We start from the raw sequence: 26,476 nt of genomic DNA, 5'->3' as shown, positions 1-26,476 counted from the left end.
AATTTGCTTTTTAAATCAAGTAACGGTCGGTTCTTAGTAAAGAGGCAAAACATGACTATTTCTTTTGATAAAGCACTCGGTATCCATCAACACACAGTTGGTGTTCGTGCACGCAATGCAGAAGTGATTGCGACCAATATTGCACAATCGAACACTCCGGGCTTTAAAGCAAAAGGAATGGACTTTGATCGAGCATTAAAGGCGGCAAGTTCAGGGGCAAGCATTAGTCTTAGCCGTACGGACGGTCGGCATATTCCTGCCTCAAAAACGGTGACAGGGGAAATGCTTTACCGCATTCCGACTCAACCGGATACCGGAGATGGCAATACGGTCAATGTTGATTTAGAGCGTAACCTCTTTATGGAAAATCAACTGCGCCACCAAGCCTCTCTAGAGTTCTTAGGCAGTAAGTTTAAGAACCTATCAAAAGCGATTAAAGGGGATTAATTAGATGAGCTTATTTAATGTATTCAATGTGACTGGTTCTGCAATGAGTGCTGAATCTGTTCGTCTAAATACGACATCCAGTAACTTAGCGAACGCAGACAGTGTCAGTAGTTCGGCGAAAGAAACGTATAAAGCCCGTCACGCGGTGTTCGGTGCAGAGTTAAATAAAGCTCGTTATCATCGTGACCCCAATGTTCCGGTAAAAGTGTTAGGGATTGTCGAAAGTAATAAGCCGTTAAATGCGGAATACAATCCCGATCATCCTTTGGCCAACGATGAAGGCTTTATTTATAAGCCCAATGTTAATGTTATGGAAGAAATGGCCAATATGATTTCTGCTTCACGTTCTTATCAAACAAACGTTCAAGTGGCCGATGCAAGTAAACAGATGCTGCTGCGTACGCTGCAGATGGGTCAATAAGGGTAGGAGGTAGCAAATGGCTGGCATTAATAACCTTGGTCAAAGCGGCTTGTCCTATATAGACCAACTGAAAGCGCTACAAGAGCAGAAAAAGCCCACGGAGACGACTGGGCAACAAGAGTTGAAACAAGAGGATTTTCTCTCGTTATTGACCAAACAGTTGGCACAACAAGATCCATTTAAACCCGTGAGTAACGATCAAATGATTGCTCAAATGGCCTCTTTTGCCACCGTTGATGGCATTGGCAAAATGAACGGTCAATTTGAAAGTTTAAACTCGGCAATGACTTCTAATCAGGCGCTACAGGCTTCGTCGCTAGTAGGACGAGATGTTCTGGTTCCCGGTTCTGCTGGAATGAAGTCGGATGTTGGCGGCATGGCGGCAATGGTCAAATTGCCTCAAGCAGTACAAAACTTATTCATTCGCATTGAAAATGAAGCTGGCCAATTGGTGCGTACTTTTGATGTTGGTGCAAAACCTGGCGGTGATAATCGTGTCGAGTGGGATGGTAATGATGAAAATGGAAATCCATTACCTGAAGGGCGATATCGAGTCAGAGCCTCGGGTTTGCTCGGTGGTGAGAATGCCGAATTTGGCGTATCAACCTACGCGAATGTTAATAGTGTTCTACTCGGTAAAGGCGACGGTAATGTACTGCTCAATCTTGCTGGTTTTGAATCACCAGTACGACTTGCTGAAGTACTAGGAGTTGGCAAAGCATAATTATGCTCGCCAAACAGGAGAATTTGTTATGTCATATATATCGTTAAGCGGTCTTTCTGCTGCTCAATTAGATTTGAATACCACCAGTAATAATATTGCCAACGCGAATACCTACGGCTTTAAAGAGTCGCGGGCTGAGTTTGGTGATGTGTATTCAACGTCGCTATTTACCAATTCAAAAACTACACCAGGCCAAGGTGTTCAGGCGAGTAAGGTTGCGCAACAATTTCACGAAGGGTCGAGTATTTATACCAATAACCCAATGGATTTGCGTATTGCCGGTACCGGATTTTTTGCAGTTGCTAAAGATCGCTTAATCCCTCAGCAAAATGAATTGACTCGTAACGGTGCATTTCACCTCGATAAAAATAACTTCATGGTCACCTCAAACGATCAATATCTATTAGGTTATGAAGTGAACCCTGATAATGGAGAAGTTCTATCTTACGAGCCTAAGCCGATCAATATTCCGGCTCAGTTTGGTAAACCAAAGCAAACCGGCAATATAGAACTCTCAGCTAATTTACCTGCGAACGGTGATTTAAAAGATCCTGCGCTGTTTGATATTACTGATCCTGATACTTACAACCGCACCACGTCATCAACCATTTATGACTCAATGGGGCAACCTTATAAGCTCACCACCTATTATTTAAAAGATCAAAATGAAAATAATAAGTGGAATACCTACTATACGGTTACCGATAAAACCGGTGAAAAACCACTCAATATTGCTGGTGGGGATGCGGTTTCTCCAAATGGCCATGTGGGGCATACATTACGCTTTAACAATGATGGTACCCTAGCCAGTTTAAATAGTGGTAATCCGATTGTCTCAGTGGCATTTGATCAAGGGGATAATCCCATCGATATGAATGGAGCCGATGGTACACAAACTTTAGCGTTCAATCTTAACCAAGCGACTCAATTTGCTGCGCCATTTGAATTAACGAAGTTTGATCAAGATGGTGCGACCACGGGCTTTTTGACCAAAATCGATTTTGATGAGTACGGTAGTGTACTTGCCACCTATTCAAATGGACAAAATGTGACCTTAGGTCGAGTCGCGATGGTTCGAGTGGCTAATGAGCAAGGTTTGGATAAAAAAGGTGGCACGCAATGGGATTCTACTCAGCAATCTGGCGTTAAAATTTGGGGTGAATCAAGCAAAGGCTCATTTGGTACTATCAGTAATGGTGTGCTTGAGCAGTCAAACATTGATATGACCCAAGAGCTGGTGGATCTTATTTCTGCACAGCGTAACTTCCAGGCTAACTCGCGGGCTTTAGAAGTGCATACTGGATTACAACAAACGATTTTACAAATCCGTTAATCCTAGATTTATTCGATTCAACATGCCTAAGTTGCTTTGTCTACTTAGGCATGTACTTCTTCCTTCGTTTTTTCTCTTCGTTCGACCTTCACTAGTGATCTTTAGGTAGAACGGCATGCCACATGGCATCCTCTGTCTTCTCTTGCCGTTAAATTGCCGCTTTTCATTGCGCAATTGTCATTTTATCTTCCTTAAATTACTGATTAATAAGTGTAAAAATAATGGCACGCCAATTGCTTATTTATGATTAATTAATGATTGTGGAGAACGTCTGATGGATCGCGCACTGTTCCTTGCCATGAGTGGCGCTAAACAAAATATGCAGGCGATGCAGCTAAGAGCCAATAACCTTGCTAACGTCAGTACTACGGGCTTTCGAGCTGATTTAGAACAAGCGCGTTCAATGCAAGCGTATGGTGAAGGGCTACCTAGTCGCGTATTTAGCATGACAGAGCGCCCAGGGCACCGCTTTGACCAAGGCAGCGTGATCACCACAGGACGAGAACTCGATATTACCATTCAAGGTGATGGCTGGATTTCAGTATTAGATAAAACTGGCAATGAAGGTTTAACGCGCAGCGGTAATCTACGCATTGATCAAAATGGCTTATTACTTAATGGTAATGGTCATTTAGTGTTAGGTGAGTTGGGTGCGCCGATTACTTTGCCAATCCCGTTGAATAAAGTAGAGATAGGTAATGACGGCACTATCTCGGTTCGTCCACAAGGGGCACCTGCCGATGCGATGGAAATCGTTGATCGTATTAAATTGGTCAAGCCTGATAATCGTTCTTTATTCAAAGATATTAATGGCTTATTTCGAGCCAAAGATCCTAATGCAGAATACGTAGCCGATGCCACAGTGAAAGTGTTGACTGGCGCTCTTGAGGGCAGCAACGTCAATGCAGTGGGAGAGATGACCAACCTGATTGATTTACAGCGTCAGTTTGAAATGCAAGTCAAAATGATGAGTACGGCAGAAGAGATGGACAAAGCGTCTGACTCTTTACTGCGTATGAGCTAAGTGAGAGGAATTTAGTATGCAACCTGCATTATGGATAAGTAAAACGGGTCTAGATGCCCAGCAGACCAATATTGCCACCATCTCAAATAACTTAGCTAACGCCTCAACGGTGGGTTTTAAAAAGAGTCGAGCGGTATTTGAGGATCTGTTTTACCAAAATATTAATCAGCCTGGCGGTCAGTCTTCACAAAATACGGAGTTACCGAGCGGGTTAATGTTAGGAGCCGGGGCGAAGGTGGTAGCAACTCAAAAAGTTCACACTAACGGTAACGTCCAGACCACTAACAATAGCTTAGATATGATGATTGAAGGCGATGGCTTTTTCCAGATTCTCATGCCGGATGGCAATATTGGCTATAGCCGTAACGGTCAATTTACTTTGAACGCGGAAGGCGCGATCGTGACTTCTGGAGCTGGTTATTTAGTACAACCAGAAATCGTCGTTCCTGAAGATGCTATCTCGATCACTGTGGGCAATGACGGTGAAGTTTCGGTGCGTTTACGTGGTCAGCAAGAGAACCAAGTCTTAGGACAGATCACCATCGTGGATTTCATTAACCCAGGCGGTTTAGAACCTGTTGGGCAAAACCTATATTTACCGACGGGGGCCAGTGGCGATCCACAAGAAGGCGTTCCTGGTTTGGATGGGCTTGGCAATATCCGTCAATCTATGTTGGAAAGCTCTAACGTCAATGTTACCGAAGAGTTGGTCAACATGATTGAAGCGCAGCGAGTCTATGAGATGAACTCTAAAGTGATCTCTTCTGTGGATCAAATGATGAGTTTTGTTAATCAACAACTCTAATCACTGACTAACTAAGAGACTATGATGATGAAACGTATACTCAGTTTAGCCTTTGTGGCATTACTTTCAGGATGCAGTTTATTACCCGCACCCCTTGAAACGGCAGATGTGGTGCAAGGCACAACGGTAGTCGATGCAGTTGAGGGTGATCGATCGTCTGACGGTAGCACAGGCTTACTTGATACATTACGTAACCGAAATGATCCGGTTGCTGGTGACCCTGCTTGGGCTCCTATTCATCCGAAAGCCAAACCTGAGCATTATGCTGCTGAGACTGGTTCATTGTTTAATCTCGCTCGAGCAGTGAGTTTATACAGTGATGCTAAGCCGCGAGGGATTGGCGACATTATTACTGTGACGTTGAATGAAAACACCAAGGCGACCAAAAGCGCGGATGCTAAATTAACTAAAAATAATGACGCATCGATGGACCCACTCAGTGTTGGTGGTCAGGAGCTGACCATTGGTGATTACAACTTCTCTTACGCTTTGAAAAATAACAATCAATTTTCGGGTAGTGCGCAAGCAAACCAAAATAATAATTTACAAGGTTCGATTACCGTTGAAGTCATTGATGTTTTATCTAACGGCAATTTAGTGGTTCGAGGCGAAAAGTGGTTAATGCTCAACACGGGTGATGAATACATTCGTTTAAGTGGCACCGTGCGTCCAGATGATATTGGTTATGACAATACGATAGCGTCTAATCGTATCTCTAATACTCGAATTCAATACTCCAGTACCGGATCGAATCAAGATATGCAAGAGCCTGGATTCTTGGCACGATTTTTTAATGTCTCTTTATAGTATGACAATATAAGTCGATTTTTTGACACGATAAAATGATCACATGGCGATGCGTATCCACATTGAGAGAAGGTCAACGATGATGAAAAAAATTTTATTGCTCTTAATGGTGTTCATGGCAAGCAGTGCTCATGCCACGCGAATTAAAGATGTTGCACAAGTAGCCGGTGTGCGTAGTAACCAATTAGTCGGGTATGGTTTAGTGACGGGGTTACCCGGTACAGGAGAATCAAACCCGTTTACTGATCAAAGTTTTCGCGCCATGCTGCAAAACTTTGGCATTCAATTGCCGCCTGGCACACGAACCAATACCAAAAACGTTGCCGCAGTCATGTTGACGGCGGAACTGCCTCCGTTTACGAAGCAAGGACAGACAATTGATGTCACCGTATCGTCGATAGGCTCAGCGAGCAGTTTACGTGGTGGTACATTGACACAAACTTTCTTAAAAGGACTGGATGGCCAAGTGTATGCTGTGGCTCAAGGCAATTTAGTGGTCAGTGGATTTAGTGCGACTGGAGCGGATGGGTCAAGTTTGGTTGGCAACAACCCAACGGTTGGTATGATTTCTAATGGGGCGATAGTCGAGCGAGAAATTCCAACGCCTTTTGGTCGTGGTGATTTTATCACTTTTAATCTTTTCCAATCGGATTTTACGACGGCACAACGAATGGCCGATACCGTGAACCAATTTTTAGGCCCAGATATGGCCTCAGCCATTGATGCAACTTCAGTACGCGTTCGTGCACCTCGAGAAGTCTCGCAAAGAGTGGCTTTTCTTTCTGCCGTAGAAAACCTTGAGTTTGAACCTGCGGATATGGCGGCAAAGATTATCGTCAATTCACGAACCGGAACGATTGTGATTGGTCAGCATGTACGTTTAAGACCCGCCGCTGTGACTCACGGCGGTATGACGGTGGCGATCAAAGAAAACTGGGGCGTTGATCAACCCAATCCTTTTGCTGGAGGAGAGACGGCGATCATTCCCGATACAGATATTGAAGTCGTTGAGCAGCAAGGAAAAATGTTTAAGTTAGAAACCGGAACGACTTTAGATGAATTGGTCCGGGCTGTGAATGAAGTCGGGGCTGCTCCGTCAGATTTAATGGCAATTTTACAAGCATTAAAACAAGCTGGTGCCATTCAAGGTCAGTTAATTATTATCTAAGGAGTTCGTGATGGTGAATAACCCCAATGATATCGGCTTTATTCATGATATCGCCAGCCTAGATAAATTACGTCAACAAGCACTCAATGGTGATGCTGGCGCTGAAAAAGAGGCACTGACTGCCGCTGCAAGACAGTTTGAGGCTATTTTTACCACCATGATGTTAAAGTCGATGCGCGATGCGAACTCAGCGTTTAAATCGGATTTATTCAGCAGTAATAACGAAGATTTTTATCGACAAATGCAAGACGAGCAAATGGTCAGTCAGTTAAGCGCCTCAGGTTCGTTAGGCTTGGCCGATATGATTGTTGCACAGCTGACGGCGGCAGATAATGTCGCACCTACCGATCAAGATAACGACCGTTTCCAAGAGGCGATGAATCGCGTCCAACAAGCGCGATCGGTGGCGGCTGAGCGGCCCAATAATAGCGTAGTGGCGGCATCTTCATCACCGGCTCATGAATACCGTTTTGATTCACCACAATCTTTTGTCACATCACTCAAACCTTACGCCGATAAAGCGGCACAAGCGTTAGGTATTGATGCTTCTTTACTGCTTGCTCAAGCTGCTTTAGAAACCGGTTGGGGACAAAAAATGGTCAGTAATGCCCGTGGAAGCAGTAATAATTTATTTAATATTAAAGCTGATAGAAGTTGGCAGGGGCAGCGTGTTGCCACTCAAACCTTAGAATATTACGATCAAACTCCGGTTATGGAAAAAGCCGCTTTTCGCGCTTATCCAAGCTTCCAAGACAGTTTTGATGATTATTTACGCTTTTTAGAAAATAATCCTCGCTACAGCACCGCCTTAGAGCATGGTGGAAGTAGTGAAGCGTTTATTCATGGTATTCATCAAGCTGGCTATGCGACCGATCCTCATTATGCAGATAAAGTATTGCGAGTAAAAGCGCAGATCGATCAAATGGATAACAGCTAATGCTCATGAAGATTCACTCACTTGCTGCCTACCTGTAATTCCAAGTCGTTTGGGTATATTGGATTTTTTCTGACTTGGCGATCATTCACTTAGCGCAATAAACATCCTTTCATTTCGTACCTTATTGAATATAGAAATAGGCTTTGGCTGGTTGGCCTCGCAACCAGTTTCTTCTAGCGCTTCAGTTTTATCTTTTATATTTCCTCTAGTTAACTAACCTCATTCATTGGCATAGTTATTGCTTTTATAAGTAGTAATGGGGTCAGTAACGACTGGCGTTAATCGGTTTTTTGGGGGCAAGTATGGCGTCTGATCTTCTGAATCTTGGTGCGCAGAGCGTATTAACGGCTCAGAGACAACTCAATACCACGGGTCATAACATTGCGAATGTTAATACCGAGGGTTACAGCCGTCAGTCTGTGATCCAAGGGACCAATGCACCTCGCCAACTCGGTGGTCAAACCTATGGGATGGGCGTACATGTGGAAAATGTTCGCCGCTCTTGGGATCAGTTTGCCGTTAAAGAGCTGAATCTTGCCACAACCAACCACGCTTTTAATAGCGATACCGAAGAAAACTTAGATATGCTCTCTAAGTTACTCTCTTCTGTTGCTTCTAAGAAAATCCCCGAAAATCTTAACGAATGGTTTGATTCAGTAAAAAGTTTAGCCGACACCCCCAATGATGTCGGGGTGCGCAAAGTTGTGCTCGAAAAAGCGAATCTTGTTACTCAAAATTTGAATGATTTTCATGAAACCGTGCGACGTCAGTTTGATATCACTAATAAAGGACTCGACGTTGGTATAGAGCGAATCAACCAGTTAGCGTTAGAAATACGTGATTTACAGCGGCTAATGATGCGTGTGCCTGGTCCACATAATGATTTGATGGATGAGCATGAAAAATTAGTCGCTGAACTTTCCCAATATACCAAAGTAACGGTAACACCCCGTACCAGTGCTGAAGGTTTTAATATTCATATTGGTAGCGGACATACCCTTGTCTCGGGAACGGAAGCGAGTCAATTAAAAATGATTGACGGTTATCCAGATGTCAAACAGCGTCGCTTGGCAGTCGTTGAAGGAAATACATTAAAGTCTATTTCTGAAAAAGAGATCGGCGGAAAGATGGCTGCGCTATTTGAAATGCGTGATCAACATATTCCTGGATTACTGGATGAAATCGGTCGTTTATCAATTTCTTTTGCTCATCAGGTCAACGAGTTACAAAGCCAAGGTTTAGATCTGCGTGGTAATGTTGGTGGGCTGCTTTTTTCCGATGTTAACTCTGAAGTCAATGCTCGTTCACGTATTGCCACAGCCAGTGATTCGAATGCTGATATTCGAGTGTACATCGATGATCTTAGTCAGTTAAAAGGTGGCGAGTTTGCTCTGTCTTATACAGGCAGTCATTATGTGGCGACGTTACCAGATGGCAAGCAACAGATCCTCGCACTTAATCAAGGTAATCTTTATTTAGATGGCTTGCGTATTCAGGTCAATACTCCACCAGAAATTGGTGAGCGAGTCATCGTTCGCCCAACCCGTGATGGCGCCGCTCAGATTCAGATGGCAACCAATGATCCGACAAAGATTGCCGCCCAAAGCTATCAAGCCTCGACTTCTTTTGCTCAAGGGCGTGCCCAATTTCAAATTGACCAAGTTGGTGATATCAAAGAGTTTGAAGCTTATCTTGTCCCTAATACAGGTGCTGGCGATCATGAGATGCAAATTCGTGTGGTGGACAAAAATGGCCAGTTGCTCGCAACGCAACCTTATTTATTTAATGACGACCAATCAAAGTTACCGATAGTTATCCCTGCTCAACAAGCGAGTGGTCAACCGACCGTCTTTACCCTGACTCGAGGGGCGATTGAGAATGATAAATTTACCGCCAATTTAAATCCGGCGGAAGGTGATAACGGTAATTTACGCAAGATGATTCATCTACAAACCACCAAAAAAATGAATGACAATGAGTCAACCATTATCGGTTTGTATCATAACTTGAATACCGATTTCGGTTTAAAACTCTCGACTTCGACTCGCTTAGCCGATGTGGCTCGTTTAGAAAAAGAGGCGGCGGAATCGCGTATTGGTTCAGTGTCTGGGGTTAACTTGGATGAAGAAGCAGCCAATATGATGAAGTTTCAGCATGCTTATATGGCCTCATCGCGCATCATGCAGGCTGCAAATGACACGTTTAATACCATTTTGCAGCTCAGGTAGGGGGACAAGTAAATGTTAAATCGAATTTCTAGCTTCCATAACTATCAGTCGGTGCAAAACGATTTACGTCGCCAAGAAAATAAAGTTCATCACAACCAAGCGCAATTAGCTTCGGGAAAAAAGCTTTTGTCTGCCGGAGATAACCCACTCGCGACGCATTACATTCAAAATGTAACACAACAAGAAGAGCAGTTGCGCCAATACTTAGATGCCATTGTACTGGTTCGTAATCGTCTTGAGCACCAAGAAGTGATCATTTCTAATGCCGAAGAGTTTACCGATAAAGCCAAGCGTATGGTCATGGAAATGATCAACGGTTCATTATCTCCCGAAGATCGTGAAACTCAGGCGCGGCAAATTCAAGAAATTGCTAATAACTTTTTGAATCTTGCCAATGTACAAGACGAAACGGGTAATTTTATTTTTGCGGGAACTCGGCCGAAGAACCAACCTTTTTTTCGAGATAATCAAGGTAACGTGACCTATTACGGTGATGATTATCAGCGAAAAATGCGCATCTCCAATAATTTAGAAATGCCCTTCAATACCCCAGGCAACCAAATGTTTATGGATATTAATAATCCATTTGGTGATTTTGAACCTGAGTATGCATTACAAGAAGGATCGGAATTATTGCTTGAGCGGGCAACGAACAGTGATGACGGTGATAATGCCAGCTATACGGTAACGTTTGTGGATATGCTCAATGGCGGCTTTGCTTATCAGTTAGAGCGCGATGGTGAGGTTGTCGAGGTTAATGACTTTGATCCAAGAACAGGGGTTCAATATCAAGGTCTCACTATTAATATCAAAGGCAGTATCACAGCCGGAGACAGCATCACTCTGAATCCACGTAAAACATTTACAGTATTTGATAGTTTTAAAAAAGCCATTGAGTACTCGAAAGGTTCTGTTTCCGATGCTTCAACCACTGGCAAGCTTCATCAAATCACCGAAGAATTACACACTGCCTTTATTCATTTAAACCAAGTTCGTTCGGATGTCGGTGCTCGATTGAGCACCTTAGATCTACAAGAAGATCAGCATGAAGATTTTAAAATCAGTCTGGCTCGCTCTAAGAGTCAGTTTGAAGATCTCGATTACTCGCAAGCAGTGATTGAATTTAATGAAAACTCGAGAGCGCTGCAAGCCTCTCAATTGGCGTTTGGCAAAGCGAAAGATTTAACCCTATTTAATTACCTTTAGAGGTTAGTGAGAATCGCTTGCTCAGCATCATTAAGTCGTTGTTTGAGTTCGGGACAAGAACTTGTTTCTCTCGAACAACGCTTAACCTCGAAAGGTTAATAAATCCTATCTTTGTGCCTTATGTGCTATGCCATCAGTGCGAAAAGAGAGGTGTTTTTTTGCTTTAAATCTCATCTTGTCTTCGGTCGGCTTTCCTTTGCCAGTCGACAGCAGGCGGAGCGGCAAAAAAGCGGCAACGGTATATTACCAGTGCTGAACGAAAGAGAGTTTTGTAAATAATTGAAATTAACTTATTGATTATAAAGGTTTAAAATTTTCATTGAGTTCGTTTGAAAAGTTGGCATGTTTATTGGATTAATTTAAACAGAGTGAATACCACCCGATCTTAAATATACCTTAGGGTGTATTTGGCAAGTGATTTACGGTCAGTGCTTCCAAGAGAGTAAAGCTGACCGCTTCGCAAAAGACTTGCGGACTCGATAGGAGAGCAAAATATGACCATTAATGTAAATACCAACGTGTCGGCAATGACCGCTCAGCGTTACTTGACCAAGTCGTCCAACGATTTAAATACCTCGATGGAGCGTCTTTCTTCTGGTAACCGTATTAACAGTGCCAAAGATGATGCGGCAGGTTTGCAAATTTCAAACCGATTGATCGCTCAGTCTCGTGGTCTTGATGTGGCAATGCGTAATGCTAACGATGGTATTTCGATTGCTCAGACCGCTGAAGGAGCAATGAATGAGTCAACCAGCATTCTGCAACGTATGCGTGATTTGGCCCTACAATCAGCCAACGGAACCAACTCAGATGCCGAGCGTCAAGCACTCAACGAAGAGTCGGTTGCTCTGCAAGATGAGTTAAACCGAATTGCCGAAACGACCTCTTTTGGTGGTCGTCGATTGCTCAACGGGTCATTTGGTGAAGCATCATTCCAAATTGGTTCTAGTTCCGGTGAAGCGATCATCATGGGCTTAACCAGTATCCGTGCCGATGACTATCGGATGGGCGGCCAATCTTTTATTGCTACTGAAGGCAAAAACAAAGATTGGGGCGTCGATCCGACGGCAAACGATTTGAAATTAGAGTTCACCAAAAAAGATGGCCAAGAAGTGACATTAGATATCTTAGCCAAAACCGGTGACGATATTGAAGAGCTCGCAACTTACATCAATGGTCAGACTGACTTGCTCAAAGCCTCAGTCGACGAAGATGGTAAGCTACAGATTTTTGTTGCTGAACCACACATTGAAGGTGATTTAACCATCTCTGGAGGCTTAGCGACTGAACTTGGTTTAGCCGGTGGTCCTGGAGAGAAAACGACCGTGCAAAATATTGATATGCGCACCGTTGGTGGCTCGCAAAACGCAGTCGGTATCTTAGATGCAGCGCTCAAATACATTGACTCACAACGCGCGGATTTAGGTGCTAAACAGAACCGACTCAACCACAGTATTAATAACTTGGCCAACATCCAAGAGAACGTCGAAGCCTCGAAGAGCCGGATTAAAGATACCGACTTTGCGAAAGAGACGACTCAGTTGACTAAGTCACAAATATTGCAGCAAGCAGGAACGTCAATTCTTGCTCAAGCAAAACAGTTGCCAAACTCTGCAATATCATTATTGCAGTAGTCCTGGGAGGCGGCATTAATAAGCTCAGACGTGAGTATGTAATCCGCAACCTTGGCAAGGTATGGTTGTTAGAACAGTATAAGCTCTCTCAGATACGCCTGTTTATACTAGGAAAATAACCATACATTATGGTTAGCCATAATGTGTTCATTTCTCTTGATCTCCACATTGGCAATGGCTGCCAACCATAGCCCCGGTTCTCTCAAAGGAAAAGGGGCTTTTCTTTTTTCTGCCAATCCATTTCTCATCCCCCCGGCCATTACCGCTAAATCTTGAGCGATTTATGTCTTTTTCGGTTGGTTTTGCGTCTTATGCCTCAGTTTCTTCTTTCTAAGTCGCTTAATTCACCTTGCTCAATAAATCCCCTAAAGGAATCGTCGTTTGAGTCGCTATTAAAGATACTTTGAGAGAACTACGTGGTTATCCGAGACGTCGGAAACCGTTCGGCAAGTTCCGCTACGTCTAATATTAATAGGAGACCAATTATGGCGGTAAATGTAAACACTAACGTGTCAGCGATGACGGCACAGAGGTACCTGAACAGTGCAACCAGTGCACAGCAAACGTCAATGGAACGTTTGTCTTCAGGTTTTAAAATTAATAGTGCGAAAGATGATGCTGCAGGTTTGCAGATCTCAAACCGTTTGAATGTGCAAAGTCGTGGTTTAGACGTTGCTGTTCGTAACGCGAATGATGGTATTTCCATGGCACAAACCGCCGAAGGCGCCATGAATGAGACCACCAACATTTTACAACGGATGCGGGATCTTTCTTTACAATCTGCGAATGGTTCAAACTCAAAATCTGAGCGTGTCGCTATCCAAGAAGAAGTCACGGCACTTAATGATGAATTGAATCGTATTGCAGAGACCACCTCATTTGCGGGTAATCGTCTATTGAACGGTACTTTCCAAACGAAGTCGTTCCAGATTGGATCTCAGAGCGGTGAAGCTGTGATGCTGACCATGAAAGACATGCGTAGTGATAACGCGATGATGGGAGGAACCAGCTACGTTGCCGCTACTGAGGCCGATAAAGATTGGACGGTCAGTGATGGTAGTAACGATTTAACCTTAACCTTGACCGATATTAATGGTGATGAGCAAATTGTTAATATTACCGCCAAAGTTGGTGATGATATTGAAGAAGTTGCCACCTACATTAATGGTCAAACAGACTTAGTGCAAGCGTCGGTTAATGAGAAGGGGCAGTTACAGGTCTTTACCGGAAATAATGATGTTACTGGCGCAGTCGCTTTTAGTGGCGCATTAGCTACCGAGCTAGACATGCAAGCGGGACAGGCGATTACGATCGATACGATTGATGTCACGACCGTTGGCGGAGCGCAAAAATCAGTGGCCGTTGTTGACGCTGCGCTTAAGTATGTTGATAGTCATCGTGCAGAGCTAGGTGCGTTCCAGAATCGATTTGGTCATGCCATTAATAACTTGGATAACATTAATGAAAATGTTAATGCGTCTAAGAGCCGGATCAAGGATACCGACTTTGCTAAAGAAACCACGGCATTGACTAAATCACAGATTTTAAGTCAAGCGTCGAGCTCAGTCTTAGCTCAAGCGAAACAAGCACCAACAGCGGCACTCGCGCTATTAGGGTAATTAAGATTTAAGTGATAATAAAAAACCCAGCCTAAGCTGGGTTTTTTTTATAAATGGTGCGGAAGGAGAGACTTGAACTCTCACACCTTGCGGCGCCAGAACCTAAATCTGGTGCGTCTACCAATTTCGCCACTTCCGCACAAATTTTGTAGATAATCTGATTGACTCAAATCATCGTTGTAATTGGCAGGTCTACCTGGATTCGAACCAGGGAATGGCGGCATCAAAAGCCGCTGCCTTACCGCTTGGCGATAGACCTGCAATGCTGTTAATTTAATAACAGTCTTATTTATAAAGCAACTGTTCAACAGTAACTAACGATAAATGGTGGCTACGACGGGATTCGAACCTGTGACCCCATCATTATGAGTGATGTGCTCTAACCAGCTGAGCTACGTAGCCACGACTAATCAATGGTGCGGAAGGAGAGACTTGAACTCTCACACCTTGCGGCGCCAGAACCTAAATCTGGTGCGTCTACCAATTTCGCCACTTCCGCACAAATTTTTTAGATAATCTGATTGACTCAAACCATCGTTGTAATTGGCAGGTCTACCTGGATTCGAACCAGGGAATGGCGGCATCAAAAGCCGCTGCCTTACCGCTTGGCGATAGACCTGTTGTTGATAGCAGGCTATGCTAACTCAATAAATGGTGCGGAAGGAGAGACTTGAACTCTCACACCTTGCGGCGCCAGAACCTAAATCTGGTGCGTCTACCAATTTCGCCACTTCCGCACAAATTTTTTAGATAACTTGATTGACTCAAATCATCGTTGTAATTGGCAGGTCTACCTGGATTCGAACCAGGGAATGGCGGCATCAAAAGCCGCTGCCTTACCGCTTGGCGATAGACCTGTAATACTGAACTTGGTGCGGAGGGAGGGACTTGAACCCTCACGTCCTAACGGACACTAGCACCTGAAGCTAGCGCGTCTACCAATTTCGCCACCACCACAAATTCAGTCAATGCTGACACAGTATTGATGGAACTAAATAGTTGGCAGGTCTACCTGGATTCGAACCAGGGAATGGCGGCATCAAAAGCCGCTGCCTTACCGCTTGGCGATAGACCTACATCGGTTAACAGCTATCTACTGCTGACCTCTAATATGGTGCGGAAAGAGAGACTTGAACTCTCACACCTTGCGGCGCCAGAACCTAAATCTGGTGCGTCTACCAATTTCGCCATTTCCGCAAAACTTTACTTTTATAACGAGATAATGGTGCGGAAGGAGAGACTTGAACTCTCACACCTTGCGGCGCCAGAACCTAAATCTGGTGCGTCTACCAATTTCGCCACTTCCGCATCTCGTTATTGTACCTTATCTCAAGAGAAGAGGTAAAATAAGTGGTGGCTACGACGGGATTCGAACCTGTGACCCCATCATTATGAGTGATGTGCTCTAACCAACTGAGCTACGTAGCCATCTTTTTAGAGCGAGAAACTATAATCTATTCTCGCCATCAGTTCCAATAGTTTTTACGTATTGAAACCTAAAGAAACAATGGCAGGTCTACCTGGATTCGAACCAGGGAATGGCGGCATCAAAAGCCGCTGCCTTACCGCTTGGCGATAGACCTACGGTGATAAGTTGCTTTGGGCAGCTTATCAATAAATGGTGCGGAAAGAGAGACTTGAACTCTCACACCTTGCGGCGCCAGAACCTAAATCTGGTGCGTCTACCAATTTCGCCATTTCCGCATTATTTCCTAACTATTCTACACAAAGAACACTTAGGAAATGGTGGCTACGACGGGATTCGAACCTGTGACCCCATCATTATGAGTGATGTGCTCTAACCAGCTGAGCTACGTAGCCAATTGCTAAACTGCTTATCACTCACAGTCAGCGTTACGCTCGGAGTTTCGAAGTTGCCTTCTCGCTGCGAACGGTGCGCATTATGCGGATATGGCTGTAGAGCGTCAATAGTTTTTTTGAATAAATTCCTCAAAACCAACTGTTCGAGTTTTTTTTAAACAAAGCTAGCTATTTCTGATCAAAATCTATCCCAAACCGAGTGATTTTCTCATTATACGTCAAGCAGATGATCATGGTTTATTAGCGATGAATGTAAAAGTAAGCCATGAAAGTTCGATGCAAAAAAAAGCCAACATTGTGTTGGCTTCTTTCGATAGTGGTTAGGTTTTATACGTTAAAGCGGAAATGAATGACATCACCATCTTTGACAATATAATCTTTGCCTTCTAAACGCCATTTACCCGCTTCCTTGGCACCACTTTCGCCTTGGTACTGGATGAAGTCATTGTAACCGATCACTTCGGCACGGATAAATCCACGTTCAAAATCGGTGTGGATTTTTCCTGCTGCTTGAGGAGCTGTCGCGCCTACCGGAACGGTCCAAGCACGGACCTCTTTAACCCCTGCGGTAAAGTAAGTTTGCAAATCAAGCAGTTCATACCCTGAACGAATCACTCGGTTTAAGCCTGGTTCTTCAATACCCAGATCGGCAAGAAACTCAGCACGCTCTTCTTCTTCTAATTCAGAAAGCTCGGCTTCAATAGCAGCACACACGGCGACGACAGAGGCATTTTCTTGGGCGGCATGAGCACGGACCGCGTCTAAATAGGGGTTATTTTCAAAGCCATCTTCATTCACATTAGCAATGTACATGGTTGGCTTAAGGGTCAGGAAATTAAGGTATCCAACCGCAGCAAGTTCTTCTTTGCTTAAGGGGACAGAGCGTGCAGAGCCACCTTCAGTCAGTACGGGCAATAGTTTTTCTAAGACACCAAGCTCAAATTTAGCGTCTTTATCGCCACCTTTGGCACGTTTCGTTTGACGTTGAATCGCGCGTTCGCAGCTATCTAAGTCAGCGAGAGCCAACTCAAGATTGATCACTTCGATGTCTTCAATTGGTGATACTTTTCCTGCGACGTGAACAATATTTTCGTTCTCAAAGCAGCGGACAACGTGACCAATCGCATCGGTTTCGCGGATGTTGGCTAAAAATTTATTACCTAAACCTTCACCTTTTGATGCCCCAGCCACTAAGCCTGCGATATCAACAAACTCCATTGTGGTTGGTAGTATGCGTTGTGGATTAACAATTTTTGCCAATGCGTCGAGACGCAAATCAGGCACTGGTACCACACCAGTGTTTGGTTCAATAGTACAAAACGGGAAGTTAGCCGCTTCGATACCTGCGTTAGTCAGTGCATTAAAAAGGGTTGATTTACCTACGTTAGGTAAACCCACAATGCCACATTTAAAACCCATGTTTGGTAACCTTATTCAGCTTTGAACGTATGTAAGCGGTTTTGCGCTTTAGTTAGGCCATCTTTCAGTAAAATATCGAGACAGCGAACAGATTCATCTACTGCTGCTAGTATGCACTCGTGCTCTTTGTTAGGAGCTTTACTTAACACATAGCCTGCAACTTTGTCTTTGTGTCCTGGATGGCCAATGCCAATACGAAGACGATAGAATTCTTTATTGTTGCCTAATTTACTGATGGTGTCTTTTAACCCATTATGACCACCATGCCCGCCACCTTGTTTAAATTTAGCCACGCCGGGAGGAAGATCCAGTTCGTCATGAGCGATCATGATCTCTTCCGGTTTGATTTGATAAAACTTAGCAAGGGCTGCGACGGCTTTACCAGATAAATTCATATAAGTCGTTGGGATCAGTAAACGCAGATCTTCACCATTAACCAATATACGACCGGTTAATCCGAAAAACTTCACTTCACTTTTCAGTGTCGTATTGTGCACTCGGGCCAGTTCTTCGATGACCCATGCTCCTGCATTATGTCGAGTATTGACGTATTCAGGGCCCGGGTTGGCCAGACCGACAAGTAATTTAATTGGTTGACTCAAGGCTAGGATCCCTTCGGAAACGAAAAAAGCGCGGTATGATAGCATAGAAAAACGCAAAAGGGCGAGATGGCTGATGCTCGACGCCGTGAAACAAAAATACCTCGTCATTTTGACGAGGTATTTTACCGATCCAAGACTATCGCTGCTTAGTTAAACATGGCTGAAATAGACTCTTCGTTACTGATTCGGCGGATCGCCTCGGCGAGCATGGTTGATAACGTTAATTGGGTAACTTTACCCGTTGCTGCCATTTCTTTAGATAAAGTGATGGAGTCTGTGACGATCACTTGGTCAAGAACAGAATTTTTGATGTTCTTTGCGGCATTACCTGAGAAGACAGCATGGGTTGCATACGCAAACACACGTTTTGCTCCGCGCTCTTTGAGTGCTTCAGCCGCTTTGCATAAGGTTCCGCCGGTATCGATCATATCGTCAACAATCACGCAATCACGGCCTTCAACGTCACCGATTAAGTTCATGACTTCAGAGACGTTGGCACGAGGACGACGTTTATCGACAATCGCGATATCAATATCACCGAGTGCTTTTGCTGTTGCACGAGCACGTACCACACCACCTAGATCCGGAGATACGACGACAGGATCTTCTAAGTTACGTGCTTTCATGTCTTCCAAGAGAACGGGTGTACCGAAGATGTTATCTACCGGTACATCAAAGAAACCTTGAATTTGCTCTGCGTGTAGGTCAATGGTTAAGACCCGATCAACCCCTACGTTAGAGAGAAAGTCAGCAACGACTTTCGCCGTAATTGGAACACGAGCAGAACGCACTCGACGGTCTTGGCGTGCATAGCCAAAGTAAGGGATGACAGCAGTAATACGGCCTGCTGAAGCGCGGCGCATTGCGTCAATCATTACCACCAATTCCATTAAATTGTCATTGGTTGGTGCACAAGTTGATTGAATAATAAATACATCGCTACCACGAACATTTTCGTTGATCTGCACTGCCACTTCTCCATCAGAGAAGCGAGAAACAGTAGCATCACCAAGGGAGATGTATAGACGTTCAGCAATACGTTGGGCTAGTTCAGGTGTGGCGTTACCAGCAAATAGCTTCATATCAGGCACGGTGGAAACCTCAGGGTTGCGTCCAGTTTTTAATTAGGTTGGGTGTCGGCTGATTGGTAATCAGCCAGTGTCTCTTTTAGTGGTGAAACGTTGCGGCCTTGAGCGACAAACGCAGAGACAGTGTCTGGGAGTTTCGCAAGGACAGCTTGCGCTTCTTTTTTGCTCGAAAATTCAGCGAAAACGCAAGACCCGGTCCCGGTCAATCTTGACGGCGCGTATTGTAGCAGCCATGAAAGTTGCTTATCAACCTCTGGGTACTCCAATCGGACAATTTTTTCGCAATCGTTTTCGTAGTTCGCATTGAGTAGAGTATTAATATCACGTTTTGCTGTGTTTCTCGGTAATTTTGGATGAGAAAAAATTACTTTTGTCGCAATACTCACATTTGGGCGAATCACGAGATAATGCTTTTCTTCGGGCTGTACCGGTTGGAGCTTTTCTCCAATACCTTCGGCAAAAGCTGAGAAGCCGTGAATAAAAACTGGAACATCGGCCCCTAAGGTTAGGCCAATCGTCGCGAGTTGATCATCGCTTAACCCACAGCTCCATAAATAATTGAGTGCGACCAACACCGTTGCCGCATTAGAAGAACCGCCACCAATCCCCCCGCCCATTGGTAAGCGTTTGGTTAGTTGAATATCTGCGCCGAATGAGCTCTCGGTTTGCTGCTGTAAGGCGCAAGCCGCACGGTAAATTAGATTATCTTGCAGTGCGACGCCAGGCAGTTGCGGTGAGAGTGTGATTTGCCCTGTCTGATTCGCGGTAATCGTCAGTTCATCGCCATAATCGATAAATTGAAATAATGTTTGCAGGTCGTGATAACCATCAGCGCGTTGTCCGGTAATGTACAAAAACAGATTTAATTTCGCGGGTGATGGCCATACGGTTGGTCGTTGTATCATGGCGTGAGTGTCCATTTAGATATCACAAGGTTAATCGAGGTGTCCTGTTGGGTGAGTAATACTCGGTCTGGCAGAGGGAGAGGTTTATCTTGCCAGAGATATTCGCGGTAGCGATGATAATCTACCGTCCAGCGCGAAAAACCTTGGTTTTTTTGTAATCTAGCCAAGGTATTGTTCGAATTTAATTCAAAGTGATCGGCTTGAGTGGGTAAGCCGACAATCCATGCTTGTAAAAGCTCAATAGGGAGCGTTAATCCAGTCAGAGAGGTAATCAATTGTTCGGCACTGTCAGCGCGGTAGACGTTGTCATCATGGGTGATGACTTGCGCTCCTTGTTGATCAATCGATAAGTTTAATACCGTCTGTCCTAAAAAGGTCGTTAGGCGGAGCTGGGTTTGCTGAGGTGAAATTTGCCACTGAAAATTAAGAGATTGACGCTGATTGGGGTCAATATAGGCGAGTTTTCCAACCAGTTGAAACTGCGTAATGGTCTTTAAGCGAGCTTGGTGCGATTGCCATTCAACGTCACTAATGGGGTCGGGAATGCTGCTACAGCCCCATAGTCCTAAGAGTAAGGTAATAATAAGAAAAATACGTGGCGGTGATATCATCATATGCTCGTTATTTATCCATTTATGGGACACAAGAGCCGTCACTATACCATTGATATCACGAACTCGGGAAAACAAATCCCAATCGCTCTTTCAATAAATAGGTGCATCAAGTAAAATTCGCCGCTCAATCCACTTCTTATCAGAGAACCCTCGATACATGTCCTTGCTTGTTATTGGTATCAATCACAATACAGCTTCGGTTGAGTTGCGAGAAAAAGTGGCCTTTGGAGCAGATAAACTGTCCGAAGCGTTGCGCCATTTATCTGGCCAACCTTACGTCAAGGGAAGTGTGATTTTATCAACCTGTAACCGAACTGAACTGTATTGTGACGTTAAGGTGGCAAGTAAGAATAAACTGATAGAGTGGTTATCTCAGTTTCATCAAGTCAATCTGGAAACCTTAAAGCCGAGTTTATATGTCCATGAAGAGCAAGCGGCAATCCGTCATCTGATGCGCGTTGCTTGTGGATTGGATTCATTAGTACTGGGCGAACCACAGATTTTGGGTCAAGTAAAACAAGCGTATGCGGATTCGCGAGAGAATCGCATGGTCGATTCGGCCTTAGATAAGTTGTTTCAAAAAGCGTTTTCGGTTGCTAAGCGTGTGCGGACTGAAACCGACATTGGTGGTCATGCGGTCTCTGTTGCTTATGCCGCCTGTACGCTGGCAAAACATATTTTTGAATCGTTAACGCAGGCTACGGTGCTATTAGTTGGCGCAGGAGAGACCATCGAATTGGTCGCTAAACATTTGGACGGTCATGGTTGTAAACGAATGATCGTTGCTAACCGAACACGCGAACGGGCCATGGCATTAGCGCAAAATTTTGACGCTGAAGTGATTACCTTAAATGAGATTCCAGATTATTTAGCACAGGCGGATATTGTGATTAGTTCGACCGCTAGTCCGCTGCCCATCATCGGTAAAGGGATGGTCGAAAGCGCGCTCAAAGCGCGTCGTCATCAACCGATGCTGTTAGTCGATATTGCCGTTCCGCGTGATGTGGAATCACAAGTCAGTGAACTTGACGATGCTTATCTCTATTCAGTGGATGATTTACAATCGATTGTTGAGAGTAATATTGAGCAACGTAAGATTGAGGCGATTCAAGCCGAAGCGATCGTCAGCGAAGAAAGCGCAGAATTCATGAGTTGGATGCGCTCGCTGCAGGCGGTCGACAGCATTCGTGACTATCGTCAATCGGCGAACAATATCCGTGAAGAATTACTCAGTAAAAGTTTACAAGCGTTAGCCGCTGGAGGCGATGCGGAAAAGTTATTGGTCGAATTAAGTAATAAACTCACCAATAGATTGATCCATACCCCAACGCGCGCGTTGCAGATGGCAGCCGAGCAAGGGGAGCCAGCAAAACTGGCAATTATTAGACAAAGTTTGGGTCTTGATGACCTGTAATAATTTGTAAATCCTTATTTATTAAAGAAGAAACTATGAAAGCGTCGATTTTAGTTAAGCTTGAATCTTTGGTGGAGCGCTACGAAGAAGTGCAACACTTATTAGGCGATCCTGCCGTGATCGGTGATCAAAATAAATTTCGATCGCTCTCAAAAGAGTACTCGCAGCTCGAAGAAGTCACCCAATGCTTCCAAGCCTATCAGCAAGCTCAGGAAGATTTGCTGGCCGCAGAAGAGATGACCAAAGAAGACGATGCTGAAATGCGCGAAATGGCCCAAGATGAAATGAAAGCGGCTAAAGCGGAAATTGAACGCTTAAGTGCTGAGCTGCAAATTCTTCTGTTACCTAAAGATCCGAATGATGATCGCAACTGTTTCTTAGAAATTCGTGCTGGGGCGGGTGGTGATGAAGCCGGGATTTTTGCTGGTGATCTGTTCCGGATGTACAGCCGTTTTGCTGAGAAAAAAGGCTGGCGGATTGAAGTCATGTCGGCGAGTGAAGCTGAGCATGGTGGTTACAAAGAGATGATAGCCAAAGTTAATGGTGACGGAGCTTACGGGGTATTGAAATTTGAGTCGGGCGGTCACCGAGTGCAACGTGTTCCCGCGACCGAATCTCAAGGTCGTGTACATACTTCTGCGTGTACTGTGGCTGTGATGCCTGAGATCCCTGAAGCCGAAATTCCTGAAATTAAAGCCAGCGATCTAAAAATTGATACCTTCCGCTCATCAGGAGCAGGTGGCCAGCACGTTAACACGACGGATTCAGCAATTCGAATTACTCACTTGCCAACGGGGATTGTGGTTGAGTGTCAGGATGAGCGTTCTCAACATAAGAACAAAGCTAAAGCGATGTCTGTACTTGGCGCTCGGATTGTTCAGGCTGAAGAGAAAAAACGTGCGGCGGAAATCTCCGATACCCGACGCAATCTACTTGGCTCAGGCGATCGCAGTGATCGCATTCGCACTTACAACTATCCACAGAGTCGAGTGTCCGATCATCGTATTAACCTCACCATTTATCGTCTCAATGAGGTGATGGAAGGCGATTTACAAGCCTTGATTGATCCTGTTGTCCAAGAGCATCAAGCGGATCTGCTGGCTGCGTTATCTGATAACCATTAATTCATTCATTATCATGACGATACAAGCCTTATTGGCTAACGCTAAGCGGCAACTTATCGAGAGCGGCAGCGATTCGTCGTCTCTTGATGCCGCGCTGCTGCTTTGCCATGTGTTACAAAAACCGCGCTCCTATTTATTGACGTGGCCAGATAAAAGGCTCGATGCAGACGCTATTTCTGCTTTCGAGGTGTTGCTCGCACGGCGTATCGCCGGTGAGCCGATCGCTTATATTATTGGTGAACGCGAATTTTGGTCGCTGCCCCTAAAAGTCGCACCATCGACCTTAATACCTCGTCCGGATACTGAACGCTTAGTTGAATTAGCACTGGATAAGGCCGCATTTATTGAGGGCGATATCCTTGATCTAGGCACAGGAACTGGAGCTATCGCATTAGCGCTTGCTTCAGAGCTACCTCAGCGCCACGTGCTGGGGATCGATCTGCGTTCAGAGGCCGTTGAGCTTGCCGAGGATAATCGCAAACGATTACAGCTCTCCAATGTCACATTTTTGCAAGGCAGTTGGTTTACCCCTCTCGCTAACGGTATAAAGTTTGCTTTGATTGCTTCTAACCCGCCTTATATTGAGGAACACGATCCCCATTTACAGCAAGGGGATGTTCGTTTTGAACCGAGAAGCGCTCTGGTCGCAGGCGATAATGGATTAGCCGATATTAAACATATCGCGACTTCGGCGCGTGAATATTTACTCGATCAAGGCTGGCTGTTGTTTGAACATGGTTACCAACAAGGCAAAGCAGTGCGAACTATTCTGAGTGAACTGGGCTATCAGCAAGTGGTTACGGAGCAAGACTACGCTGGTAACGATCGAGTCACCTTGGGTCAATGTCGATTTTAAAGAGGAACACATGTACGAAGTACTTAAATCACTCCATCTCTTCACTATAGCTACTAGCGCTTTCTTATTGAGTGTTCGTTATATTTTAATGATGATGGATTCCCATTGGCTACAACATAAGTTTCTGAAAATTTATCCGCACATTAACGATAGTCTGTTATTAGTTACTGGCATTTGGCTTATCGTGATCACTGGCTTTATACCTTATACGGCTGCAGCGCCGTGGATGACCGATAAAATTACTTGTGTCTTGGCTTATATCGCTTTGGGCTTTTTTGCGCTTAAGTTTGGTCGTAATAAGCTGTTACGCTCGTTTGCTTTTCTTGGCGCGATGGGCTGGCTGATCATGGCGGGTAAAGTGACGGCTTCTAAAGCACCGATGTTTTTCAGTTAATATTATGGACTCGATAAATCAATGCTGAATTTATTTGATGAAGATTTTGATGCAATGGATTTAGTGGAAGGTGCGCTGGCATTAAATAAAGCCATCAATCCGGAGACTAAAGTCGATTGGGCTCTCGCTGAATTGCAAAGGCTGTACCATCAAGCTGAGTTAGCTTTAGCTGATGAATCAAATAGAAAGCAGCGCTTTGCCCTATTTTTGGATGTTTTTTATCATCAATGGGGCTTTGTTGGCGATAAAGAAACCTATTTTCATTCTCGTAACGGTTTTATTGATAAAGTCCTCGAACGTCGTCAGGGAATACCGGTGAGTCTTGGAGCGTTGCTGCTCTATTTTGCTAGGCGCTTTGATTTTCCCGTGCAAGGAATTACTTTTCCTACCCAGTTTTTACTTGAAGTGCAGTGGCCTGATGAAGCTCCGCTGTATCTCAATCCTTTTTCCGGCGAGTTTGTCTCGAAATACATGCTCAATGCGTGGTTGGTTGGTCATAAAGGCCCTTTGGCCCGCTTGCAGGCTGAGCATCTAAAACCGACCGATAATCCAACGATTATTGGTCGTTGGTTAGCCTTATTGAAAAGTGCCTTGTTGCGCGAAGAGCGCTATACTTTGGCGCTGCGCTGCACCAATTTAGCGTTAACCTTTGTCCCTGATGATCCTTATGAAATACGCGATCGTGGTTTTATCTATCAGCAGTTAGACTGTCATCAGGTGGCGTTATCCGATTTCCAATATTTTATTGAACACTGCCCTGATGATCCCGCAGCGCAGTTACTCAAGAATCAAATGAATGCGCTAACGGTTTATCCAGTGACGCTGCATTAATCACAACTTAAGAGAACTCACTATGGAACAAAAAATTGTTCATATCGGTCATATTCCGGTCGCCAATGATCATCCCTTTACTCTGTTTGCTGGTATGAATGTGTTGGAATCTCGTGATTTGGCGATGCAAATTTGCGAGTACTACGTCAAAGTAACCGAAAAGCTTGGTATTCCTTACGTGTTTAAAGCATCGTTTGATAAGGCTAACCGTAGCTCGGTACATTCATATCGTGGGCCAGGTTTGGAAGAGGGCATGAAAATCTTTCAAGAGCTGAAAGAGACCTTCGGGGTGAAAATTATTACCGACGTACACACCGAAGCGCAGGCTCAGCCAGTCTCTGAGGTCGTTGATGTGATTCAATTGCCAGCATTTTTAGCACGTCAAACGGATTTAGTCGAAGCGATGGCAAAAACGGGCGCAGTCATTAACGTTAAAAAACCGCAGTTTATGAGCCCAGGACAAGTAGGTAATATTGTTGAAAAGTTCGCGGAATGTGGCAATGAGCAAGTCATTTTATGTGAGCGTGGTGCTTGCCATGGTTACGATAACTTAGTAGTTGATATGCTCGGATTTGGCGTGATGAAAAAAGCCTCTAAAGGCAGTCCAATCATTTTCGATGTTACCCATTCACTGCAGATGCGCGATCCATTAGGAGCCGCTTCCGGTGGTCGCCGTGAACAAACCGTGGAACTGGCTAAAGCTGGTTTAGCGACGGGCATCGCTGGTTTATTTATCGAAGCTCACCCAACGCCTGATCAAGCGAAATGTGATGGTCCTTCGGCCTTACCGTTGGATAAGCTCGAACCTTTCTTAGTACAAATGAAAGCGTTGGATGATTTGATTAAGAGCTTTGCACCGATCGATATCCGTTAAGTTCAATCCTTACGTTTTAAAAAAACGGGTAAGATAATTCCTTACCCGTTTTGGTTGTGCGCCGAGCATGGCGTTGATCTAGGAGGTGAAAGTCCTCTACGGGCTCAGTCGAGCGGGAACCGTTAGCCTATGCAAGGGTGTTCATCGTGAGGTGAAATCTGAAGGAAGCAAATGGCAAAAC

General features: G+C 44.6%; 24 protein-coding genes and 15 tRNA genes. 19 read left to right on the top strand and 20 right to left on the bottom strand.

The genetic code is table 11. The features are described 5' to 3' along the window. Positions 1–51: 51 nt before the first annotated feature. The 13 genes from flgB (at position 52) to FKQ60_RS11550 (ending at position 14,353) form a co-directional block, all read left to right on the top strand. Positions 52–447, top strand: coding sequence for a flagellar basal body rod protein FlgB (flgB, locus tag FKQ60_RS11610; RefSeq protein WP_170905383.1), 396 nt, complete (start codon positions 52–54; stop codon positions 445–447). 4 nt (positions 448–451) lie between these two features. After that, positions 452–868 carry a flagellar basal body rod protein FlgC gene (gene flgC / locus FKQ60_RS11605; protein WP_004394709.1) on the top strand — a complete coding sequence of 139 codons (417 nt, stop codon included), beginning with the start codon at positions 452–454 and terminating at the stop codon, positions 866–868. 16 nt (positions 869–884) lie between these two features. Continuing rightward, a complete protein-coding gene (locus FKQ60_RS11600; protein WP_004394710.1) occupies positions 885–1,592 on the top strand; it encodes a flagellar hook assembly protein FlgD in 708 nt (235 codons plus the stop codon). A gap of 28 nt (positions 1,593–1,620) precedes the next feature. Then, a complete protein-coding gene (gene flgE, locus FKQ60_RS11595; protein WP_170905382.1) occupies positions 1,621–2,925 on the top strand; it encodes a flagellar hook protein FlgE in 1,305 nt (434 codons plus the stop codon). Positions 2,926–3,199: 274 nt separating this feature from the next. Then, positions 3,200–3,949 carry a flagellar basal-body rod protein FlgF gene (gene flgF / locus FKQ60_RS11590; RefSeq protein ID WP_004394712.1) on the top strand — a complete coding sequence of 250 codons (750 nt, stop codon included), beginning with the start codon at positions 3,200–3,202 and terminating at the stop codon, positions 3,947–3,949. Positions 3,950–3,965: 16 nt separating this feature from the next. Continuing rightward, positions 3,966–4,754, top strand: a complete 789-nt coding sequence (gene flgG, locus FKQ60_RS11585) for a flagellar basal-body rod protein FlgG (protein ID WP_040904110.1) — start codon at positions 3,966–3,968, stop codon at positions 4,752–4,754. A 27-nt stretch (positions 4,755–4,781) separates the two neighbouring features. Next, entirely contained in the window at positions 4,782–5,561 is a 780-nt protein-coding gene (flgH, locus tag FKQ60_RS11580) for a flagellar basal body L-ring protein FlgH (RefSeq protein WP_040904730.1), read from the top strand. An 82-nt stretch (positions 5,562–5,643) separates the two neighbouring features. Next, positions 5,644–6,729: a flagellar basal body P-ring protein FlgI gene (locus FKQ60_RS11575; RefSeq protein WP_040904112.1), complete on the top strand. Its 1,086-nt coding sequence runs from the start codon at positions 5,644–5,646 to the stop codon at positions 6,727–6,729. Positions 6,730–6,739: 10 nt separating this feature from the next. After that, positions 6,740–7,666 carry a flagellar assembly peptidoglycan hydrolase FlgJ gene (flgJ, locus tag FKQ60_RS11570; protein WP_154170397.1) on the top strand — a complete coding sequence of 309 codons (927 nt, stop codon included), beginning with the start codon at positions 6,740–6,742 and terminating at the stop codon, positions 7,664–7,666. 302 nt (positions 7,667–7,968) lie between these two features. Further along, positions 7,969–9,894, top strand: a complete 1,926-nt coding sequence (gene flgK / locus FKQ60_RS11565) for a flagellar hook-associated protein FlgK (RefSeq protein ID WP_154170399.1) — start codon at positions 7,969–7,971, stop codon at positions 9,892–9,894. 12 nt (positions 9,895–9,906) lie between these two features. Further along, on the top strand, positions 9,907–11,100 hold the full coding sequence (gene flgL / locus FKQ60_RS11560) for a flagellar hook-associated protein FlgL (protein WP_004394718.1): 1,194 nt from the start codon (positions 9,907–9,909) through the stop codon (positions 11,098–11,100). Between the two features lie 494 nt (positions 11,101–11,594). After that, complete coding sequence (locus FKQ60_RS11555) at positions 11,595–12,734, top strand: flagellin (protein ID WP_040904115.1); 1,140 nt, start codon at positions 11,595–11,597, stop codon at positions 12,732–12,734. 485 nt (positions 12,735–13,219) lie between these two features. Then, entirely contained in the window at positions 13,220–14,353 is a 1,134-nt protein-coding gene (locus FKQ60_RS11550; RefSeq protein ID WP_170906535.1) for a flagellin, read from the top strand. Between the two features lie 54 nt (positions 14,354–14,407). On the opposite strand, the gene FKQ60_RS11545 is transcribed toward FKQ60_RS11550, so the two are convergent. The 20 genes from FKQ60_RS11545 to lolB all read right to left on the bottom strand — a co-directional run bounded on the left by FKQ60_RS11545 (position 14,408) and on the right by lolB (position 20,799). After that, positions 14,408–14,492, bottom strand: a tRNA-Leu gene (locus FKQ60_RS11545). 45 nt (positions 14,493–14,537) lie between these two features. Next, positions 14,538–14,612 (bottom strand) — tRNA-Gln (locus FKQ60_RS11540). Positions 14,613–14,678: 66 nt separating this feature from the next. Continuing rightward, positions 14,679–14,755, bottom strand: a tRNA-Met gene (locus FKQ60_RS11535). A gap of 12 nt (positions 14,756–14,767) precedes the next feature. After that, positions 14,768–14,852, bottom strand: a tRNA-Leu gene (locus FKQ60_RS11530). Positions 14,853–14,897: 45 nt separating this feature from the next. Then, a tRNA-Gln gene (locus FKQ60_RS11525) sits at positions 14,898–14,972 on the bottom strand. A 33-nt stretch (positions 14,973–15,005) separates the two neighbouring features. Further along, positions 15,006–15,090 (bottom strand) — tRNA-Leu (locus FKQ60_RS11520). A 45-nt stretch (positions 15,091–15,135) separates the two neighbouring features. Further along, positions 15,136–15,210: transfer RNA gene (locus FKQ60_RS11515), tRNA-Gln, on the bottom strand. Between the two features lie 13 nt (positions 15,211–15,223). After that, positions 15,224–15,310 (bottom strand) — tRNA-Leu (locus FKQ60_RS11510). A gap of 43 nt (positions 15,311–15,353) precedes the next feature. After that, a tRNA-Gln gene (locus FKQ60_RS11505) sits at positions 15,354–15,428 on the bottom strand. 37 nt (positions 15,429–15,465) lie between these two features. Next, positions 15,466–15,550, bottom strand: a tRNA-Leu gene (locus tag FKQ60_RS11500). 26 nt (positions 15,551–15,576) lie between these two features. Continuing rightward, positions 15,577–15,661: transfer RNA gene (locus FKQ60_RS11495), tRNA-Leu, on the bottom strand. Between the two features lie 43 nt (positions 15,662–15,704). Continuing rightward, a tRNA-Met gene (locus FKQ60_RS11490) sits at positions 15,705–15,781 on the bottom strand. An 80-nt stretch (positions 15,782–15,861) separates the two neighbouring features. Continuing rightward, positions 15,862–15,936, bottom strand: a tRNA-Gln gene (locus tag FKQ60_RS11485). Between the two features lie 36 nt (positions 15,937–15,972). Continuing rightward, a tRNA-Leu gene (locus FKQ60_RS11480) sits at positions 15,973–16,057 on the bottom strand. Positions 16,058–16,097: 40 nt separating this feature from the next. Next, positions 16,098–16,174 (bottom strand) — tRNA-Met (locus FKQ60_RS11475). A gap of 327 nt (positions 16,175–16,501) precedes the next feature. Next, positions 16,502–17,593 carry a redox-regulated ATPase YchF gene (gene ychF / locus FKQ60_RS11470; protein ID WP_004394721.1) on the bottom strand — a complete coding sequence of 364 codons (1,092 nt, stop codon included), beginning with the start codon at positions 17,591–17,593 and terminating at the stop codon, positions 16,502–16,504. A gap of 11 nt (positions 17,594–17,604) precedes the next feature. Continuing rightward, complete coding sequence (gene pth / locus FKQ60_RS11465) at positions 17,605–18,195, bottom strand: aminoacyl-tRNA hydrolase (protein WP_158139056.1); 591 nt, start codon at positions 18,193–18,195, stop codon at positions 17,605–17,607. A 146-nt stretch (positions 18,196–18,341) separates the two neighbouring features. Further along, positions 18,342–19,286, bottom strand: a complete 945-nt coding sequence (locus FKQ60_RS11460) for a ribose-phosphate pyrophosphokinase (RefSeq protein WP_004394723.1) — start codon at positions 19,284–19,286, stop codon at positions 18,342–18,344. A 29-nt stretch (positions 19,287–19,315) separates the two neighbouring features. Further along, entirely contained in the window at positions 19,316–20,188 is an 873-nt protein-coding gene (gene ispE / locus FKQ60_RS11455; RefSeq protein WP_154170405.1) for a 4-(cytidine 5'-diphospho)-2-C-methyl-D-erythritol kinase, read from the bottom strand. Further along, on the bottom strand, positions 20,185–20,799 hold the full coding sequence (gene lolB / locus FKQ60_RS11450) for a lipoprotein insertase outer membrane protein LolB (protein WP_154170743.1): 615 nt from the start codon (positions 20,797–20,799) through the stop codon (positions 20,185–20,187). The genes ispE and lolB overlap by 4 nt, the downstream gene beginning before the upstream one ends. A 160-nt stretch (positions 20,800–20,959) precedes the next feature. On the opposite strand from lolB, the gene hemA reads away from it, so the two are divergent. Genes hemA through kdsA form a run of 6 tightly spaced genes read left to right on the top strand, consistent with a single transcriptional unit; the run spans position 20,960 to position 26,295 of the window. Further along, positions 20,960–22,216 (top strand): glutamyl-tRNA reductase, encoded by a 1,257-nt coding sequence (gene hemA, locus FKQ60_RS11445; RefSeq protein WP_004394726.1) that lies wholly within the window; start codon positions 20,960–20,962, stop codon positions 22,214–22,216. A gap of 35 nt (positions 22,217–22,251) precedes the next feature. Beyond that, positions 22,252–23,340 (top strand): peptide chain release factor 1, encoded by a 1,089-nt coding sequence (gene prfA, locus FKQ60_RS11440; protein WP_154170407.1) that lies wholly within the window; start codon positions 22,252–22,254, stop codon positions 23,338–23,340. A 7-nt stretch (positions 23,341–23,347) separates the two neighbouring features. After that, on the top strand, positions 23,348–24,196 hold the full coding sequence (gene prmC, locus FKQ60_RS11435) for a peptide chain release factor N(5)-glutamine methyltransferase (RefSeq protein ID WP_170904353.1): 849 nt from the start codon (positions 23,348–23,350) through the stop codon (positions 24,194–24,196). A gap of 10 nt (positions 24,197–24,206) precedes the next feature. Continuing rightward, complete coding sequence (locus FKQ60_RS11430) at positions 24,207–24,590, top strand: SirB2 family protein (RefSeq protein ID WP_040904120.1); 384 nt, start codon at positions 24,207–24,209, stop codon at positions 24,588–24,590. Between the two features lie 21 nt (positions 24,591–24,611). Then, positions 24,612–25,421: a SirB1 family protein gene (locus FKQ60_RS11425; protein WP_158138786.1), complete on the top strand. Its 810-nt coding sequence runs from the start codon at positions 24,612–24,614 to the stop codon at positions 25,419–25,421. A gap of 22 nt (positions 25,422–25,443) precedes the next feature. Further along, on the top strand, positions 25,444–26,295 hold the full coding sequence (kdsA, locus tag FKQ60_RS11420; RefSeq protein WP_158138785.1) for a 3-deoxy-8-phosphooctulonate synthase: 852 nt from the start codon (positions 25,444–25,446) through the stop codon (positions 26,293–26,295). Positions 26,296–26,476: the final 181 nt, after the last annotated feature.

The organism is Vibrio sp. A11, from assembly GCF_013048705.1.
Classification (GTDB): Bacteria; Pseudomonadota; Gammaproteobacteria; order Enterobacterales; family Vibrionaceae; genus Vibrio; species Vibrio metschnikovii.
Note: the sequence above shows the minus strand (reverse complement) of the source record. Positions and strands in the feature narration are given on the sequence as shown.

Bases quoted from the DNA above. Each gene is read 5' to 3' on its own strand.
- flgB (WP_170905383.1), top strand. From the start codon at position 52: ATGACTATTTCTTTTGATAAAGCACTCGGTATCCATCAACACACAGTT.
- flgC (WP_004394709.1), top strand. From the start codon at position 452: ATGAGCTTATTTAATGTATTCAATGTGACTGGTTCTGCAATGAGTGCT.
- FKQ60_RS11600 (WP_004394710.1), top strand. From the start codon at position 885: ATGGCTGGCATTAATAACCTTGGTCAAAGCGGCTTGTCCTATATAGAC.
- flgE (WP_170905382.1), top strand. From the start codon at position 1,621: ATGTCATATATATCGTTAAGCGGTCTTTCTGCTGCTCAATTAGATTTG.
- flgF (WP_004394712.1), top strand. From the start codon at position 3,200: ATGGATCGCGCACTGTTCCTTGCCATGAGTGGCGCTAAACAAAATATG.
- flgG (WP_040904110.1), top strand. From the start codon at position 3,966: ATGCAACCTGCATTATGGATAAGTAAAACGGGTCTAGATGCCCAGCAG.
- flgH (WP_040904730.1), top strand. From the start codon at position 4,782: ATGAAACGTATACTCAGTTTAGCCTTTGTGGCATTACTTTCAGGATGC.
- FKQ60_RS11575 (WP_040904112.1), top strand. From the start codon at position 5,644: ATGAAAAAAATTTTATTGCTCTTAATGGTGTTCATGGCAAGCAGTGCT.
- flgJ (WP_154170397.1), top strand. From the start codon at position 6,740: ATGGTGAATAACCCCAATGATATCGGCTTTATTCATGATATCGCCAGC.
- flgK (WP_154170399.1), top strand. From the start codon at position 7,969: ATGGCGTCTGATCTTCTGAATCTTGGTGCGCAGAGCGTATTAACGGCT.
- flgL (WP_004394718.1), top strand. From the start codon at position 9,907: ATGTTAAATCGAATTTCTAGCTTCCATAACTATCAGTCGGTGCAAAAC.
- FKQ60_RS11555 (WP_040904115.1), top strand. From the start codon at position 11,595: ATGACCATTAATGTAAATACCAACGTGTCGGCAATGACCGCTCAGCGT.
- FKQ60_RS11550 (WP_170906535.1), top strand. From the start codon at position 13,220: ATGGCGGTAAATGTAAACACTAACGTGTCAGCGATGACGGCACAGAGG.
- ychF (WP_004394721.1), bottom strand. From the start codon at position 17,593: ATGGGTTTTAAATGTGGCATTGTGGGTTTACCTAACGTAGGTAAATCA.
- ispE (WP_154170405.1), bottom strand. From the start codon at position 20,188: ATGATACAACGACCAACCGTATGGCCATCACCCGCGAAATTAAATCTG.
- lolB (WP_154170743.1), bottom strand. From the start codon at position 20,799: ATGATATCACCGCCACGTATTTTTCTTATTATTACCTTACTCTTAGGA.
- hemA (WP_004394726.1), top strand. From the start codon at position 20,960: ATGTCCTTGCTTGTTATTGGTATCAATCACAATACAGCTTCGGTTGAG.
- prfA (WP_154170407.1), top strand. From the start codon at position 22,252: ATGAAAGCGTCGATTTTAGTTAAGCTTGAATCTTTGGTGGAGCGCTAC.
- FKQ60_RS11430 (WP_040904120.1), top strand. From the start codon at position 24,207: ATGTACGAAGTACTTAAATCACTCCATCTCTTCACTATAGCTACTAGC.
- FKQ60_RS11425 (WP_158138786.1), top strand. From the start codon at position 24,612: ATGCTGAATTTATTTGATGAAGATTTTGATGCAATGGATTTAGTGGAA.
- kdsA (WP_158138785.1), top strand. From the start codon at position 25,444: ATGGAACAAAAAATTGTTCATATCGGTCATATTCCGGTCGCCAATGAT.